13 protein-coding genes, 3 tRNA genes and 3 rRNA genes are annotated in these 15830 nt (G+C 53.2%); 11 read left to right on the forward strand and 8 right to left on the reverse strand.

All coding sequences use genetic code 11. From position 1 onward, the window contains the following. Positions 1-20 precede the first annotated feature (20 nt). Positions 21-1307, forward strand: coding sequence for a tRNA lysidine(34) synthetase TilS (gene tilS / locus ACOQH0_RS04155; RefSeq protein WP_421511606.1), 1287 nt, complete (start codon positions 21-23; stop codon positions 1305-1307). A 28-nt stretch (positions 1308-1335) separates the two neighbouring features. Here the strand turns inward: tilS and rof are convergent, their stop codons facing one another. Together rof and ACOQH0_RS04165 are read right to left on the reverse strand one after the other, a co-directional pair. After that, positions 1336-1596 carry a Rho-binding antiterminator gene (rof, locus tag ACOQH0_RS04160; RefSeq protein WP_010426685.1) on the reverse strand — a complete coding sequence of 87 codons (261 nt, stop codon included), beginning with the start codon at positions 1594-1596 and terminating at the stop codon, positions 1336-1338. After that, positions 1583-1783 (reverse strand): YaeP family protein, encoded by a 201-nt coding sequence (locus ACOQH0_RS04165; protein ID WP_008501889.1) that lies wholly within the window; start codon positions 1781-1783, stop codon positions 1583-1585. Before ACOQH0_RS04165 ends, rof begins: the two co-directional genes overlap by 14 nt. A 196-nt stretch (positions 1784-1979) precedes the next feature. On the opposite strand from ACOQH0_RS04165, the gene ACOQH0_RS04170 reads away from it, so the two are divergent. From ACOQH0_RS04170 to nlpE, 3 genes are read left to right on the forward strand one after another with little or no spacing between them, the layout of a single operon-like run. Then, positions 1980-2525, forward strand: a complete 546-nt coding sequence (locus ACOQH0_RS04170; protein WP_010426674.1) for a YaeQ family protein — start codon at positions 1980-1982, stop codon at positions 2523-2525. Beyond that, positions 2522-2944: an alternative ribosome rescue aminoacyl-tRNA hydrolase ArfB gene (gene arfB, locus ACOQH0_RS04175; RefSeq protein ID WP_421511607.1), complete on the forward strand. Its 423-nt coding sequence runs from the start codon at positions 2522-2524 to the stop codon at positions 2942-2944. Before ACOQH0_RS04170 ends, arfB begins: the two co-directional genes overlap by 4 nt. A gap of 34 nt (positions 2945-2978) precedes the next feature. Continuing rightward, positions 2979-3677, forward strand: a complete 699-nt coding sequence (gene nlpE / locus ACOQH0_RS04180) for an envelope stress response activation lipoprotein NlpE (RefSeq protein ID WP_421511608.1) — start codon at positions 2979-2981, stop codon at positions 3675-3677. Positions 3678-3727: 50 nt separating this feature from the next. Here nlpE and proS read toward each other — a convergent pair whose 3' ends face one another. The 6 genes from proS to metN form a co-directional block, all read right to left on the reverse strand. Further along, the gene (gene proS / locus ACOQH0_RS04185) at positions 3728-5446 is read right to left on the reverse strand and encodes a proline--tRNA ligase (protein WP_010426668.1); all 1719 of its coding nucleotides are present in this window, start codon (positions 5444-5446) and stop codon (positions 3728-3730) included. A 112-nt stretch (positions 5447-5558) separates the two neighbouring features. Next, positions 5559-6266 carry a tRNA (N6-threonylcarbamoyladenosine(37)-N6)-methyltransferase TrmO gene (gene tsaA, locus ACOQH0_RS04190; RefSeq protein ID WP_421511609.1) on the reverse strand — a complete coding sequence of 236 codons (708 nt, stop codon included), beginning with the start codon at positions 6264-6266 and terminating at the stop codon, positions 5559-5561. Next, on the reverse strand, positions 6263-6667 hold the full coding sequence (gene rcsF / locus ACOQH0_RS04195; RefSeq protein ID WP_010426664.1) for an Rcs stress response system protein RcsF: 405 nt from the start codon (positions 6665-6667) through the stop codon (positions 6263-6265). The genes tsaA and rcsF overlap by 4 nt, the downstream gene beginning before the upstream one ends. 106 nt (positions 6668-6773) lie before the next feature. Continuing rightward, a complete protein-coding gene (gene metQ, locus ACOQH0_RS04200; RefSeq protein WP_010426661.1) occupies positions 6774-7589 on the reverse strand; it encodes a methionine ABC transporter substrate-binding lipoprotein MetQ in 816 nt (271 codons plus the stop codon). 40 nt (positions 7590-7629) lie between these two features. Then, complete coding sequence (locus ACOQH0_RS04205) at positions 7630-8283, reverse strand: methionine ABC transporter permease MetI (protein WP_003856130.1); 654 nt, start codon at positions 8281-8283, stop codon at positions 7630-7632. Further along, positions 8276-9307, reverse strand: coding sequence for a methionine ABC transporter ATP-binding protein MetN (gene metN, locus ACOQH0_RS04210; RefSeq protein WP_028015600.1), 1032 nt, complete (start codon positions 9305-9307; stop codon positions 8276-8278). Before metN ends, ACOQH0_RS04205 begins: the two co-directional genes overlap by 8 nt. A 188-nt stretch (positions 9308-9495) precedes the next feature. Here metN and gmhB point away from each other — a divergent pair, with 188 nt between their 5' ends. From gmhB to ACOQH0_RS04245, 7 genes are all read left to right on the forward strand, one after another. Beyond that, positions 9496-10062, forward strand: coding sequence for a D-glycero-beta-D-manno-heptose 1,7-bisphosphate 7-phosphatase (gmhB, locus tag ACOQH0_RS04215; protein ID WP_218308585.1), 567 nt, complete (start codon positions 9496-9498; stop codon positions 10060-10062). A 367-nt stretch (positions 10063-10429) separates the two neighbouring features. Then, positions 10430-11971, forward strand: a 16S ribosomal RNA gene (locus ACOQH0_RS04220). Positions 11972-12039: 68 nt separating this feature from the next. After that, a tRNA-Ile gene (locus tag ACOQH0_RS04225) sits at positions 12040-12116 on the forward strand. Positions 12117-12225: 109 nt separating this feature from the next. Continuing rightward, positions 12226-12301 (forward strand) — tRNA-Ala (locus ACOQH0_RS04230). A 181-nt stretch (positions 12302-12482) separates the two neighbouring features. Further along, a 23S ribosomal RNA gene (locus tag ACOQH0_RS04235) occupies positions 12483-15389 on the forward strand. 72 nt (positions 15390-15461) lie between these two features. Beyond that, positions 15462-15577: ribosomal RNA gene (gene rrf, locus ACOQH0_RS04240) — 5S ribosomal RNA — on the forward strand. Together the 16S, 23S and 5S rRNA genes with 3 tRNA genes alongside form the textbook arrangement of a ribosomal RNA operon. A gap of 56 nt (positions 15578-15633) precedes the next feature. After that, positions 15634-15710, forward strand: a tRNA-Asp gene (locus tag ACOQH0_RS04245). Positions 15711-15830: the final 120 nt, after the last annotated feature.

Here is a 15830-nt window from a genome sequence, read left to right on the forward strand (position 1 = left end):
TTTTTTATGTGTAATTTCCTATGACCTCACCCGCTATCGCACAAGCCGTTTCACCGTACCGCCAGCTGCTGGTGGGGTTTAGCGGTGGGCTGGATTCCACCGTTTTGCTCCATCGCCTTAAGCTCTGGCGTGACCAGGTGTCTGACGTCCAGCTCCGGGCGATACATATCCATCACGGGTTAAGTCCTCATGCTGATGCATGGGGAGCGCACTGTGAAGCCCTCTGTGAGGCGTGGAGCATTCCGTTAAGGGTTGAACGCGTGATTCTCCACGAGGAAGGGCTGGGCATTGAGGCGCAGGCGCGCAAGGCCCGCTATGCCGCTTTTGCTCGCGCCTTACTGCCCGATGAAGCACTCGTTACGGCGCAGCATCTTGACGATCAGTGCGAAACTTTTTTACTTGCGCTTAAGCGGGGCAGTGGTCCGGCGGGGTTATCCGCCATGCCTGAGCGCGCGCGTTTTGCCGGAACCGAATTAATCCGCCCGCTGCTGGGTGAAACACGTGCTTCTCTTGAATCCTGGGCGCATGAATATCAGCTGAGCTGGATTGAGGACGAAAGCAATCAGGACGACAGCTACGATCGTAACTTCCTGCGTCTGCGCGTCTTACCGTTACTGACCGAACGCTGGGAGCACTTTGCTGCAGCGACGGCCAGGAGCGCCACGCTCTGTGCCGAGCAGGAGAGCCTGCTGGATGAGTTGCTGAGTGATGAGTTGGCCAAGCTGATTTCCTCTGAGGGTGCGCTGGCAATTGCGCCGCTGGAAGCGATGAGTGCGGTACGCCGTGCTGCAGTTTTACGCCGCTGGTTGGCCTCTCATCATGCCGTCATGCCGTCGCGAGCAATGCTCGGCAGAATTTGGGATGAAGTGGCGCAGGCGCGAGAAGATGCCACACCGAGCGTTTACCTGAACGGCTTCGAGGTCAGGCGCTATCAGGGCAAACTGTGGTGGGTAAAATCTCGCTCTTCTCTTTCTGATGTTGTTCTCGATTGGCCCTGCGTGGTGGAAGCGCTGACATTACCCGCTGGCGCGGGTAGCGTATGCCTGACGAATGCCGGTCACGTGCGTCTGCCTGAAGCGGATGAGCCCGTTACGGTGCGTTTTAAAGCCGGTGGTTTGCTGCATATCGTCGGGCGTAATGGCGGACGAAAGCTGAAGAAAATCTGGCAGGAGAACAATGTGCCGCCCTGGCTGCGAGATACCACGCCGCTGCTGTTTTATGGTGAGACGCTTATTGCCGCTGCGGGCGTGTTTATCACTGAAGAAGGGTGGACAGAAAAGGGCGTTTCGTTTGAGTGGAATGCGTAACGGGCAGCCGGGCTGCCCGTGAGTGTCATCAGGATTCGCTTACCACAACGGTACCGATTTCCGGGTGGCTGAAGCTGGCAATTTTGTCCAGACGAAGCTCGCGCGTCGCGCCGGCATCTTCCACTATCAGATATTCCACATTCTTACGCGAAACCAAATCGCTGGCTTTCGCCTTCAACACTTCGCCATCTTTTAGCTCCAGCGTCAGTATTAAATGATGCTGGCAGGCGAGTTCGAGGTTGTCATAGTCATCACAATTGATGGGTTGATAAGTATCATTCATCGACATAATCGCTCACCAGTAAATTCGCTGCAGCATACGCTGCTTTTTCCCTGACCGACTCTGAAAGGCTCTCATCAGAGGCCACTTCATTAAGCACCTTCAATACACAGCCCAACGCGTCCGGGACATACCCCAGATCGCCGCTGGCGATTTCCGCATACCGTTTGCGAATTAACTCACAATAATTATTCACATCCCCTCCCGCCAGCGCACTGACTTACTGTGAGATATCATTAAGCCTACGAAGATAAACTCGGTTTAGCAAGGTGACTATACCATACTCATTTAAGCAATATCAGCGCCTTGATAGCGCACTATTCATCACCTCGTAACAGCGTTTTGCTCCGGTTTTCGCTACAATGTCCGCCTGAATCGAAAGGAGTTCTCTGATGGCGCTGAAAGCGACAATTTATAAAGCTGTGGTCAATGTGGCGGATCTTGACCGCAACCAGTTCCTTGATGCGTCATTGACGCTGGCGCGTCACCCCTCTGAAACCCAGGAACGCATGATGCTGCGCCTGCTGGCGTGGATTAAATACGCCGACGAGCGTTTGCAATTTACGCGTGGTTTGAGTGCGGAAGATGAACCCGAAGCCTGGCTGCGCAACGATCATCTCGGTATCGATTTGTGGATTGAGCTTGGCCTGCCGGATGAGCGCAGGATTAAAAAGGCGTGCACCCAGTCCGCTGACGTGGCGTTATTCGCGTATAATCAACGCGCTGCGGAGATCTGGTGGCAGCAAAACAAGAGCAAGTGCGGACAGTTTAAAAATCTCACCGTCTGGTATCTGGATGATGAGCAGCTGGCGCAACTGAGCGAGTTTGCTGGCCGAACGATGGTCCTGCAGGCGACGATTCAGGACGGTGCGATCTGGCTTTCTGATTCTCAGAATAATCTGGAAATCCATTTGACGGCGTGGCAACCGGCGTCATGATTGTTTTGTCCCGAAACGTCAGCCTTCCGGATAACGAGCTGGAGATCACTGCCATCCGGGCGCAGGGCGCGGGCGGTCAGCACGTTAACAAGGCCTCAACGGCTATCCATTTGCGCTTTGACATTCGGGCCTCCAGCCTGCCAGAGTATTATAAAGAAAGTCTGCTTGCCGCCAGCCATCATCTGATCACCAGCGATGGCGTCATTGTGATTAAAGCGCAGGAGTACCGCAGCCAGGAGTTAAACCGGGAAGCGGCGATTGCGAGGCTGGTGGCGATGATTAAAGAATTAACGACAGTGCAGAAAAGCCGCCGGGCAACGCGGCCCACACGTGCATCGAAAGAGCGTCGGCTGTCGTCAAAGGCGCAGAAATCCACAGTGAAAGCACTACGCGGTAAAGTTCGTCGCCCTACAGAGTGACGAAAGGGAACACACTTTTCATAAGGAATTCATTGTGAAAAAAGTATTATGGTCAGCGCTGGCAGTGAGTACGCTGTTTGCGCTTTTTGGGTGTAACAACCGTTCGGAAACGCAGGTATTACAGCCTACGCAAACGGAAGAATTAAAGCCGATGCAGCAGAGCTGGCGTGGCGTATTGCCTTGTGCGGACTGCGAGGGCATCGAAACATCCCTGTTCCTGCAAAAAGACGGCACATGGGTAATGAACCAGCGCTATCAGGGTGCGAAAGAGCCTTCTTCGTTTGGGTCTTACGGCACCTGGGCACGTACGGCTGAGAAGCTGGTCCTGATGGATACGACCGGGGAGAAAACCTGGTTCCGCCCTAAAGGTGACAGCATGGAGATGCTTGACCGTGAAGGCAATCCTATTGAATCTCAGTTCAACTACACGCTCGCTCCGGTAAAAGCGGCACTGCCTGCCACGCCAATGGCGATGCGAGGAATGTATTTCTACATGGCAGATGCGGCAATCTTCACCGATTGCGTCACCGGTAAGAAAGTCAGCGTGGCAAACAATGCTCAGCTGGAGCGTGATTACGCCGTGGCGCGCGGCAACGACAGCAAGCCGGTTCTGCTGACGGTGGATGGTCACTTTACCCTGGAGCCGAACCCGGACAGCGGTGAGATGGTGAAAACACTGGTGGCCGATAAAGACGCGAAATTTGTTGCAGGTAAAAACTGCGACAGTAAATAAGCTGACGTAGCGCCATTAATAAACCCCGCCGGAGCGGGGTTTTTTGTTTCTTAACCTTTAATGGCTTTCACCAGGTAATCAAGAATGTCGCCAGTCTTGATCATCTGTTTCTCGCCGCTGCGACGGTATTTGTATTCAATCTCGTCGCTGTCGAGGTTACGGTCGCCGATGACAACGGTGTGCGGAATACCGATCAGTTCCATATCAGCAAACATCACGCCAGGACGCTCTTTACGGTCATCCATCAGCACGTCGATGCCCTTGGCGCGCAGCTCAGCGTAAAGTTTTTCCGCCAGTTCCTGCACGCGGTAAGACTTATGCATGTTCATTGGCAGAATCGCAACCTGGAACGGCGCGATGTTGTCAGGCCAGACGATGCCGCGCTCGTCGTAGTTTTGCTCGATAGCCGCAGCAACTACGCGCGTCACCCCGATACCGTAGCAGCCCATTGTCAGAACCTGGTTACGGCCATCTTCGCCCTGAACGGCAGCGTTCATCGCGCGGGAGTATTTATCGCCCAGCTGGAAGATATGACCCACTTCGATACCGCGCTTGATCATCAGCGTACCCTGGCCGTCCGGGCTTGGATCGCCTGCGACCACGTTACGGATGTCAGCCACTTCTGGCGTCGCCACGTCGCGATCCCAGTTGATGCCGAAGTAGTGCTTACCGTCGATGTTTGCACCCGCAGAGAAGTCGCTCATTGCGGCAACCGTGCGGTCAATAACAACCGGAACCGGCAGATTGACTGGACCCAGTGAACCTGGACCCGCATTCACAACGGCGCGGATTTCCGCTTCCGTGGCGAAGGTCAGCGGGCTGGCAACCTGCGGCAGCTTCTCGGCTTTCACTTCGTTCAGCTCGTGATCGCCACGGACCAGCAGGGCAACCAGCGGGTATGCGCTACCCTCGGTGGATTTCACCAGCAAGGTTTTTACCGTTTTCTCAATCGGCAGGTTGAACTGTTCAACCAGCTCAGCAATGGTTTTCGCGTTTGGCGTATCAACCAGCTTCATCTCTTCGGTGGCGGCAGCGCGTGGCGTTTTTGGTGCCAGTGCTTCAGCAAACTCGATGTTCGCCGCGTAATCAGAGGAGTCAGAGAAGATCACATCGTCTTCACCACTCTGTGCCAGTACCTGGAACTCATGGGATGCGCTACCGCCAATAGAACCCGTATCAGCCTGCACCGCACGGAAATCCAGACCCATGCGGGAGAAGATTTTGCTGTACGCAGCGTACATGGCGTCGTAAGTCTCTTGCAGCGATTCCTGAGAAGTATGGAAAGAGTAGGCGTCTTTCATCAGGAATTCGCGAGAGCGCATGACGCCAAAGCGTGGACGCACTTCGTCACGGAATTTGGTCTGGATCTGGAAGAAGTTCAGCGGCAACTGTTTGTATGAGCTCAGCTCATTACGGATCAGATCGGTAATGACTTCTTCATGCGTTGGGCCGAGGACAAACGGACGATCGCCGCGATCGGCAATACGCAGCAGTTCCGGACCGTATTGCTCCCAGCGACCGCTCTCCTGCCACAGTTCAGAGGGCTGAACGACCGGCATTAACACCTCGATAGCACCGGCGTTGTTCATCTCTTCACGCACGATGTTTTCGACTTTTTTCAGGACGCGCACGCCGGTCGGCAGCCAGGTGTATAACCCGGAGGCCAGCTTGCGGATCATCCCGGCGCGCAGCATCAGCTGATGGCTGATCACTTCGGCGTCGGCAGGTGTCTCCTTTAAAGTGGAGAGCAGATATTGGCTAGTACGCATGTTGTTACGGTTCCGTTTCGACGAGTAGGGCTGGCTTAAAGGCCAACCTGACACAAAAAAAGTGGTTTAGTTTACCAGTGTGGCAAAGATGCCAAAAGAGAGGAGGTTAAAATTACCTGGGTTCCAGGGCAAACACTTCAAAACCTGCCCCGGTAACGCGCCAGCGCACGTTAAAATCCAGTAGCCAGACGGCATAGGTTTTACCGGCTTCCTCTTCTTTTCGGTAGGCGGGACGAGGGTCCTGCGCCAGTACTTCAACGATAAAGTCCCGAAGATGGGGATAACGCTTTTCGAGCTGATGTATCTGGACGCTGAGCTCAGGCGTGAAGTGTACCGGCATATCGGCCTGTGGGGCGTCCTGAGCATAACTTGCCCGGGCGTCCGGTAGCGCTTCAGCGAAAGGCAAATACGGCTTGATGTCGATAACCGGCGTGCCATCCACCAGGTCAAGACTGCCTAACTCAAGGATCACCTGATCCTTCTGACAGCGTATACCTTTCAGTTCAACCAGCGACATGCCGATGGGGTTGGGGCGAAAGGTCGAACGGGTGGCGAAAACGCCCATTCTTGCATTTCCTCCCAGACGGGGAGGGCGCACCGTTGGGCGCCAGCCACCTTCCATGGTCTGGTGAAACACAAAGACAACCCACAGGTGGCTGAAGGCGTCGAGCCCGCGTACCGCATCGGCCTGATTGTAGGGCGCGATCAGATGAAGCTCGCCGCCGCCCCGTGTCACCAGACCGGGCTGGCGCGGTACGGCGAATTTCTCTTTATAAGGAGAGTGGATAACGCCTATTTGCTCAAACTCAAATGCACTCATTTCGCCGTAATGTTTAGTGCAGAACCGATACAAACAGCCTGACGATAACATCCTGGCGTACCGCTGGTCACTTCACAGCTGTGCAGCAGCACCGCGTTGGCTTTCATTTTGGACGCGTTAATCTGCATACGCTTGCGGGCCGTTGGAATGTTTGGAGGAGAGTCCTGATTAGTTGCCTGGCAGGATTCGCCGCTCACTTCACCCAGTTCACGGAATGGCTTGCCCACGAGATCGTCGGCTTTAGTGATAATGCGTACCGGTGCAGGGCGAGGCGCTTTCGGTTTTGCTGGCTCCGCTTTAGGCGGGGTTGCTGTGCTTTGAACAGGTTCAACAGGAGATCTGCTTAGCATAGAACAGCCGCTCAGCATGAGTGCTAAGAGACAGATCGGTAAAGCACGCATAATAGTTCCTCAATGGATAATCAAAACAACGGATATTGAATCAGTTGCCTGCATAAATGACAAGACGGGCATAAGCCCGTCCTGATGATATTACACTGAGAGGAGATTACCAGCCTTTAACAGCACCGCCGTTAAACACCTTGTTGGCTTCCTGGTAAACTTCGTCAGACTGATAAGCCTGAACAAATTTCTTCACGTTTTCCGCGTCTTTGTTGTCTTCGCGAGTCACGATCAGGTTGACGTATGGGGAGTCTTTATCTTCAACGAAGATGCCGTCTTTCGCAGGGGTCAGGCCGATCTGGCTGGCGTAAGTGGTGTTGATCACCGCCAGTGCGATCTGTGCATCGTCAAGTGAACGTGGCAACTGTGGTGCTTCCAGCTCAACCAGTTTCAGATTTTTCGGATTCTCGATAACGTCCAGTGCAGTCGGCAGCAAGCCCACGCCGTCTTTCAGTTTAATCAGGCCCACTTTCTGCAGCAGCAGCAGGGAGCGACCGAGGTTTGTTGGGTCGTTAGGGATCGCGACCTGGGAGCCAGGCTGCAGTTCATCAAGCGATTTGATTTTTTTCGAGTAACCGGCAATTGGGTAAACGAAGGTGTTACCGGCCGCAACGAGCTTGTAGCCGCGATCTTTGATCTGCTGATCCAGGTATGGTTTGTGCTGGAAGGCGTTGGCGTCAATATCGCCTTTGCTCAGCGCTTCGTTCGGCAGCACGTAATCGTTGAAGGTTACCAGCTCAACGTCCAGACCATATTTTTCTTTCGCCACTTTCTGCGCAACTTCAGCAACCTGCTGCTCAGCACCCACGATAACGCCCACTTTAATGTGGTTTGGATCTTTTTCATCCTGACCGCAACCCACCAGTGCCAGAGAGCCGATCAGCGCGCCTACCGCTGCAAGGGTCTTTAATTTGAACGCCATGTTTTATCCTTAACTCGTCGAGTTTGTGTTGTGTGTAACGTTATTTGTGAGTAACAGCCCGGACGATGCGATCGCCAGAGAATTGGATTAAGTAAACCAGCACAACCAGCAATACCAGAACGGTATTCATTACGGTAGCGTTATAACCAATATAGCCATATTGATAGCCGATCTGGCCTAAACCGCCAGCACCCACTGCGCCACCCATCGCGGAATAGCCGACCAGCGTAATAAGCGTAATGGTCGCTGCGTTCACCAGGCCAGGCAACGCTTCAGGCAGGAGCACTTTGCGTACGATCTGCATCGGTGTTGCGCCCATTGCGCGGGAGGCTTCAATCAGACCGGTTGGGATCTCCAGCAGGGCGTTTTCCACCATACGGGCGATAAACGGCGCTGCACCTACGGTTAGCGGAACGATGGCCGCCTGCAGACCGATAGATGTTCCGACGATCACGCGGGTAAACGGAATCATCCAGACCAGCAGAATAATGAACGGGATGGAACGGAAGATATTCACCAGCGCAGAGAGGGTGCGATACAGCTTCGCGTTCTCAATGATTTGACCCGGACGCGTCACGTACAGCAGGACGCCGACCGGCAGACCAATCACAAAACCAAAGAATCCCGATACGAAGGTCATTGCCAGCGTTTCCCAAACGCCGCGAACCAGCAGCCACATCATCGGCTCAGACATAACCCAGTACCTCTACTTTTACATGGTGTTCTTGCAGCCAGGCAATCGCCGCCTGGGTTTCTTCTTGTGTCCCGTGCATTTCCGTCAGCATGATGCCGAACTTCACGCCACCGGCGTAATCCATCTGCGCGCTAATGATGTTGTTGTTCACGTTAAAGCGACGTGCAGTTTCGGAAAGCAGTGGAGCGTCAACGGACTGACCGGTGAATTCCATACGCAGCATTGGGACGCTGTCTGCCGTTGCTTCTGTTTTCAGACGTTCCAGATAATCTTCCGGAATATCCAGATGCAGCGTGGACTGAATAAACTGCTGCGCCAGCGGAGTTTTCGGATGCGAGAACACTTCACTTACCGTGTCCTGCTCGATCAGTTCACCGTTACTGATGACCGCCACGCAGTCACAGATGCGTTTCACCACATCCATTTCGTGCGTAATAAGGAGGATCGTCAGGCCCAGGCGACGATTAATATCTTTCAGCAGTTCCAGAATCGAACGCGTGGTCGCCGGGTCCAGTGCGCTGGTCGCTTCATCGCACAGCAGCACCTTAGGATTACTTGCCAGCGCGCGGGCAATGGCCACTCGCTGTTTCTGCCCACCGGACAGGTTCGCCGGGTAGCTATCATGTTTATCGCCCAGACCCACGAGGTCGAGCAGTTCGGTGACGCGACGCTTCACTTCTTCTTTAGGCGTGTTGTCCAGCTCCAGCGGTAATGCGACGTTACCGAAAACGGTACGGGAAGCCAGCAGGTTGAAGTGCTGGAAGATCATGCCAATCTGGCGGCGTGCTTTAGTGAGTTCTTTCTCTGAGAGGGCGGTAAGCTCTTGCCCGCCAACTTCAACGCTGCCCTGGGTTGGACGCTCAAGCAGGTTAACACAACGGATCAGCGTACTTTTACCTGCACCCGATGCGCCAATGACGCCATAAATTTGACCAGCAGGAACATGCAGGCTGACATTGTTCAACGCCTGAATGGTTCGGTTCCCCTGCTGGAACACTTTGGTGATATTGGAAAGTTTAATCATTAGATTATTTTTATCATATGTAAGTTAGCCGTGGCATTTTGTTCTGCCAGATACGGGTGATGACCGTAAACAAAACGGATGTTAAGGCATCCAGACGTCTAAATCAATCCAACTCTGTGCGATGAGCACTTTATTGCGCTGCGATTCATGAGATACTAGCGGAACATGCCTTTTTCAGGAGCAAACCGGTGGCAAAATCAGTACCCGCAATTTTTCTCGATCGTGATGGCACTATTAATGTGGATCATGGTTACGTCCATGAGATTGATGAGTTCGAGTTTATCGAGGGCGCAATAGATGCCATGCGCCAGCTGAAAGAGATGGGTTATGCGCTGGTGGTTGTGACTAACCAGTCCGGTATTGCACGCGGTAAATTCACCGAAGCGCAGTTCGAGACGCTGACGGAATGGATGGACTGGTCGCTGGCCGATCGCGGTGTGGATCTCGACGGCATCTATTATTGTCCGCATCACCCGCAGGGAACGGTAGAAGAGTATCGCCAGACCTGTGATTGCCGTAAACCGCATCCGGGGATGTTCATCTCTGCGCAGGAATTTCTGCACATTGATATGGCTGCCTCTTATATGGTGGGCGATAAACTGGAAGATATGCAGGCAGCTGCTGCTGCGGGGGTTGGGACCAAAATATTAGTTCGCACCGGTAAGCCAGTGACGCCAGAAGCAGAGAATGCAGCAGATTGGGTAATTAATAGTCTGGCAGACCTGCCTGAAGAGATTAAAAAGCACCAAAAATAGCCTTTTTGGTGAAAAGGTGAGCGGTCGAAATAAAAATGCATATTTCCGCTTGTCATTCCTCGGCGGCTCCCTATAATGCGCCTCCATCGACACGGAACATGTGAATCACTTCACAAACAGCCGGGTCGGTTGAAGAGAAAAATCCTGAAATAACGGGTTGACTCTGAAAGAGGAAAGCGTAATATACGCCACCTCGCAACGGTGAGCGAAAGCCGCGTTGCACTGCTCTTTAACAATTTATCAGACAATCTGTGTGGGCACTCAAAGTGACATGGATTCTTAATGTCTCCGGACAATAAATGAATACCAAGTCTCTGAGTGAACATACGTAATTCATTACGAAGTTTAATTCACGAGCATCAAACTTAAATTGAAGAGTTTGATCATGGCTCAGATTGAACGCTGGCGGCAGGCCTAACACATGCAAGTCGAGCGGCAGCGGAAAGTAGCTTGCTACTTTGCCGGCGAGCGGCGGACGGGTGAGTAATGTCTGGGAAACTGCCTGATGGAGGGGGATAACTACTGGAAACGGTAGCTAATACCGCATAATGTCGCAAGACCAAAGAGGGGGACCTTCGGGCCTCTTGCCATCAGATGTGCCCAGATGGGATTAGCTAGTAGGTGGGGTAACGGCTCACCTAGGCGACGATCCCTAGCTGGTCTGAGAGGATGACCAGCCACACTGGAACTGAGACACGGTCCAGACTCCTACGGGAGGCAGCAGTGGGGAATATTGCACAATGGGCGCAAGCCTGATGCAGCCATGCCGCGTGTATGAAGAAGGCCTTCGGGTTGTAAAGTACTTTCAGCGGGGAGGAAGGTGTTGAGGTTAATAACCTCAGCAATTGACGTTACCCGCAGAAGAAGCACCGGCTAACTCCGTGCCAGCAGCCGCGGTAATACGGAGGGTGCAAGCGTTAATCGGAATTACTGGGCGTAAAGCGCACGCAGGCGGTCTGTCAAGTCGGATGTGAAATCCCCGGGCTCAACCTGGGAACTGCATTCGAAACTGGCAGGCTAGAGTCTTGTAGAGGGGGGTAGAATTCCAGGTGTAGCGGTGAAATGCGTAGAGATCTGGAGGAATACCGGTGGCGAAGGCGGCCCCCTGGACAAAGACTGACGCTCAGGTGCGAAAGCGTGGGGAGCAAACAGGATTAGATACCCTGGTAGTCCACGCCGTAAACGATGTCGACTTGGAGGTTGTGCCCTTGAGGCGTGGCTTCCGGAGCTAACGCGTTAAGTCGACCGCCTGGGGAGTACGGCCGCAAGGTTAAAACTCAAATGAATTGACGGGGGCCCGCACAAGCGGTGGAGCATGTGGTTTAATTCGATGCAACGCGAAGAACCTTACCTACTCTTGACATCCAGAGAACTTTCCAGAGATGGATTGGTGCCTTCGGGAACTCTGAGACAGGTGCTGCATGGCTGTCGTCAGCTCGTGTTGTGAAATGTTGGGTTAAGTCCCGCAACGAGCGCAACCCTTATCCTTTGTTGCCAGCGGTCCGGCCGGGAACTCAAAGGAGACTGCCAGTGATAAACTGGAGGAAGGTGGGGATGACGTCAAGTCATCATGGCCCTTACGAGTAGGGCTACACACGTGCTACAATGGCGCATACAAAGAGAAGCGACCTCGCGAGAGCAAGCGGACCTCATAAAGTGCGTCGTAGTCCGGATTGGAGTCTGCAACTCGACTCCATGAAGTCGGAATCGCTAGTAATCGTAGATCAGAATGCTACGGTGAATACGTTCCCGGGCCTTGTACACACCGCCCGTCACACCATGGGAGTGGGTTGCAAAAGAAGTAGGTAGCTTAACCTTCGGGAGGGCGCTTACCACTTTGTGATTCATGACTGGGGTGAAGTCGTAACAAGGTAACCGTAGGGGAACCTGCGGTTGGATCACCTCCTTACCTTAAAGAACCTGCCTTTGTAGTGTCCACACAGATTGTCTGATGAAAATAGCAGTAAAAATCTCTGCAGGCTTGTAGCTCAGGTGGTTAGAGCGCACCCCTGATAAGGGTGAGGTCGGTGGTTCAAGTCCACTCAGGCCTACCAAATGCTTCCTGATACCGCGTTGCGGAACAACTCGCATACTTCAGTATGCTTCGTTATTCCACGCCTTGTCTCAGAAAGCATTACCGGTACAGAGATTAGTGTATACGATGGGGTTATAGCTCAGCTGGGAGAGCGCCTGCCTTGCACGCAGGAGGTCTGCGGTTCGATCCCGCATAGCTCCACCATCCTTTTACTGCGAACACAAGAAAACTTCAGAGTGAACCTGAAAAGGTGCACTGCGAAGTTTTGCTCTTTAAAAATCTGGATCAAGCTGAAAATTGAAACGACACACATGTTATGTGTGTTCGAGTCTCTCAAATTTTCGCAATTTGATGATGAATCGAAAGAAACATCTTCGGGTTGTGAGGTTAAGCGACTAAGCGTACACGGTGGATGCCCTGGCAGTCAGAGGCGATGAAGGACGTGCTAATCTGCGAAAAGCGCCGGCGAGGTGATATGAACCTTTGACCCGGCGATGTCCGAATGGGGAAACCCAGTGTGTTCCGACACACTATCGTTAACTGAATACATAGGTTAACGAGGCGAACCGGGGGAACTGAAACATCTAAGTACCCCGAGGAAAAGAAATCAACCGAGATTCCCCCAGTAGCGGCGAGCGAACGGGGAGCAGCCCAGAGTCTGAATCAGCTTGTGTGTTAGTGGAAGCGTCTGGAAAGTCGCACGGTACAGGGTGATAGTCCCGTACACGAAAGCACACTTGCTGTGAACTCGAAGAGTAGGGCGGGACACGTGGTATCCTGTCTGAATATGGGGGGACCATCCTCCAAGGCTAAATACTCCTGACTGACCGATAGTGAACCAGTACCGTGAGGGAAAGGCGAAAAGAACCCCGGCGAGGGGAGTGAAAAAGAACCTGAAACCGTGTACGTACAAGCAGTGGGAGCCTCTTTTATGGGGTGACTGCGTACCTTTTGTATAATGGGTCAGCGACTTATATTCTGTAGCAAGGTTAACCGTATAGGGGAGCCGAAGGGAAACCGAGTCTTAACTGGGCGTTAAGTTGCAGGGTATAGACCCGAAACCCGGTGATCTAGCCATGGGCAGGTTGAAGGTTGGGTAACACTAACTGGAGGACCGAACCGACTAATGTTGAAAAATTAGCGGATGACTTGTGGCTGGGGGTGAAAGGCCAATCAAACCGGGAGATAGCTGGTTCTCCCCGAAAGCTATTTAGGTAGCGCCTCGTGAATTCATCTTCGGGGGTAGAGCACTGTTTCGGCTAGGGGGCCATCCCGGCTTACCAACCCGATGCAAACTACGAATACCGAAGAATGTTATCACGGGAGACACACGGCGGGTGCTAACGTCCGTCGTGAAGAGGGAAACAACCCAGACCGCCAGCTAAGGTCCCAAAGTCATGGTTAAGTGGGAAACGATGTGGGAAGGCACAGACAGCCAGGATGTTGGCTTAGAAGCAGCCATCATTTAAAGAAAGCGTAATAGCTCACTGGTCGAGTCGGCCTGCGCGGAAGATGTAACGGGGCTAAACCATGCACCGAAGCTGCGGCAGCGACACTTAGGTGTTGTTGGGTAGGGGAGCGTTCTGTAAGCCGTTGAAGGTGACCTGTGAGGGTTGCTGGAGGTATCAGAAGTGCGAATGCTGACATAAGTAACGATAATGCGGGTGAAAAGCCCGCACGCCGGAAGACCAAGGGTTCCTGTCCAACGTTAATCGGGGCAGGGTGAGTCGACCCCTAAGGCGAGGCCGAAAGGCGTAGTCGATGGGAAACAGGTTAATATTCCTGTACTTGGTGTTACTGCGAAGGGGGGACGGAGAAGGCTATGTTAGCCGGGCGACGGTTGTCCCGGTTTAAGCATGTAGGCGGGAAGTTTAGGTAAATCCGGACTTCTTTTAACGCTGAGGTGTGATGACGAGGCACTACGGTGCTGAAGTAACAAATGCCCTGCTTCCAGGAAAAGCCTCTAAGCATCAGGTAACATCAAATCGTACCCCAAACCGACACAGGTGGTCAGGTAGAGAATACCAAGGCGCTTGAGAGAACTCGGGTGAAGGAACTAGGCAAAATGGTGCCGTAACTTCGGGAGAAGGCACGCTGATGTGTAGGTGAAGCCCCTGCGGGTGGAGCTGAAATCAGTCGAAGATACCAGCTGGCTGCAACTGTTTATTAAAAACACAGCACTGTGCAAACACGAAAGTGGACGTATACGGTGTGACGCCTGCCCGGTGCCGGAAGGTTAATTGATGGGGTTAGCGGCAACGCGAAGCTCTTGATCGAAGCCCCGGTAAACGGCGGCCGTAACTATAACGGTCCTAAGGTAGCGAAATTCCTTGTCGGGTAAGTTCCGACCTGCACGAATGGCGTAATGATGGCCAGGCTGTCTCCACCCGAGACTCAGTGAAATTGAACTCGCTGTGAAGATGCAGTGTACCCGCGGCAAGACGGAAAGACCCCGTGAACCTTTACTATAGCTTGACACTGAACACTGGTCCTTGATGTGTAGGATAGGTGGGAGGCTTTGAAGCGTGGACGCCAGTCTGCGTGGAGCCGACCTTGAAATACCACCCTTTAATGGCTGGTGTTCTAACGTAGACCCGTTACCCGGGTTGCGGACAGTGTCTGGTGGGTAGTTTGACTGGGGCGGTCTCCTCCCAAAGAGTAACGGAGGAGCACGAAGGTTAGCTAATCCTGGTCGGACATCAGGAGGTTAGTGCAATGGCATAAGCTAGCTTGACTGCGAGAGTGACGGCTCGAGCAGGTGCGAAAGCAGGTCATAGTGATCCGGTGGTTCTGAATGGAAGGGCCATCGCTCAACGGATAAAAGGTACTCCGGGGATAACAGGCTGATACCGCCCAAGAGTTCATATCGACGGCGGTGTTTGGCACCTCGATGTCGGCTCATCACATCCTGGGGCTGAAGTAGGTCCCAAGGGTATGGCTGTTCGCCATTTAAAGTGGTACGCGAGCTGGGTTTAGAACGTCGTGAGACAGTTCGGTCCCTATCTGCCGTGGGCGCTGGAGAATTGAGGGGGGCTGCTCCTAGTACGAGAGGACCGGAGTGGACGCATCACTGGTGTTCGGGTTGTCATGCCAATGGCATTGCCCGGTAGCTAAATGCGGAAGAGATAAGTGCTGAAAGCATCTAAGCACGAAACTTGCCCCGAGATGAGTTCTCCCTGACCCTTTAAGGGTCCTGAAGGAACGTTGAAGACTACGACGTTGATAGGTCGGGTGTGTAAGCGCAGCGATGCGTTGAGCTAACCGATACTAATGAACCGTGAGGCTTAACCTTACAACGCCGAAGCTGTTTCGGCGGACGAGAGACAGAAGATTTTCAGCTTTGATACAGATTTAACAGAATTTGCCTGGCGGCTTTAGCGCGGTGGTCCCACCTGACCCCATGCCGAACTCAGAAGTGAAACGCCGTAGCGCCGATGGTAGTGTGGGGTCTCCCCATGTGAGAGTAGGGAACTGCCAGGCATCAAATTAAGTAGTAAGCCGGTGCATGAATCCGGTGGTTACAAGCAGTCTTCGGTGGAGCGGTAGTTCAGTCGGTTAGAATACCTGCCTGTCACGCAGGGGGTCGCGGGTTCGAGTCCCGTCCGTTCCGCCACTTATTAAAAGCCCTGAGCTAACGCTCAGGGCTTTTTTCTTATCTGCCGTTTAATTATTGCGAAATTAGCAAAAATCCTCTGCTTTCTGCGCTCTTTTTCTTCATAACACTACCCGCCAT

The organism is Enterobacter sp. JS8-1 (assembly GCF_049187015.1).
Taxonomy (GTDB): domain Bacteria; phylum Pseudomonadota; class Gammaproteobacteria; order Enterobacterales; family Enterobacteriaceae; genus Enterobacter; species Enterobacter mori.

Coding starts and splice junctions, on each gene's coding strand:
- tilS (WP_421511606.1), top strand. CDS start 21: ATGACCTCACCCGCTATCGCACAAGCCGTTTCACCGTACCGCCAGCTG.
- rof (WP_010426685.1), bottom strand. CDS start 1,596: ATGTCGATGAATGATACTTATCAACCCATCAATTGTGATGACTATGAC.
- ACOQH0_RS04170 (WP_010426674.1), top strand. CDS start 1,980: ATGGCGCTGAAAGCGACAATTTATAAAGCTGTGGTCAATGTGGCGGAT.
- arfB (WP_421511607.1), top strand. CDS start 2,522: ATGATTGTTTTGTCCCGAAACGTCAGCCTTCCGGATAACGAGCTGGAG.
- proS (WP_010426668.1), bottom strand. CDS start 5,446: ATGCGTACTAGCCAATATCTGCTCTCCACTTTAAAGGAGACACCTGCC.
- tsaA (WP_421511609.1), bottom strand. CDS start 6,266: ATGAGTGCATTTGAGTTTGAGCAAATAGGCGTTATCCACTCTCCTTAT.
- rcsF (WP_010426664.1), bottom strand. CDS start 6,667: ATGCGTGCTTTACCGATCTGTCTCTTAGCACTCATGCTGAGCGGCTGT.
- metQ (WP_010426661.1), bottom strand. CDS start 7,589: ATGGCGTTCAAATTAAAGACCCTTGCAGCGGTAGGCGCGCTGATCGGC.
- ACOQH0_RS04205 (WP_003856130.1), bottom strand. CDS start 8,283: ATGTCTGAGCCGATGATGTGGCTGCTGGTTCGCGGCGTTTGGGAAACG.
- metN (WP_028015600.1), bottom strand. CDS start 9,307: ATGATTAAACTTTCCAATATCACCAAAGTGTTCCAGCAGGGGAACCGA.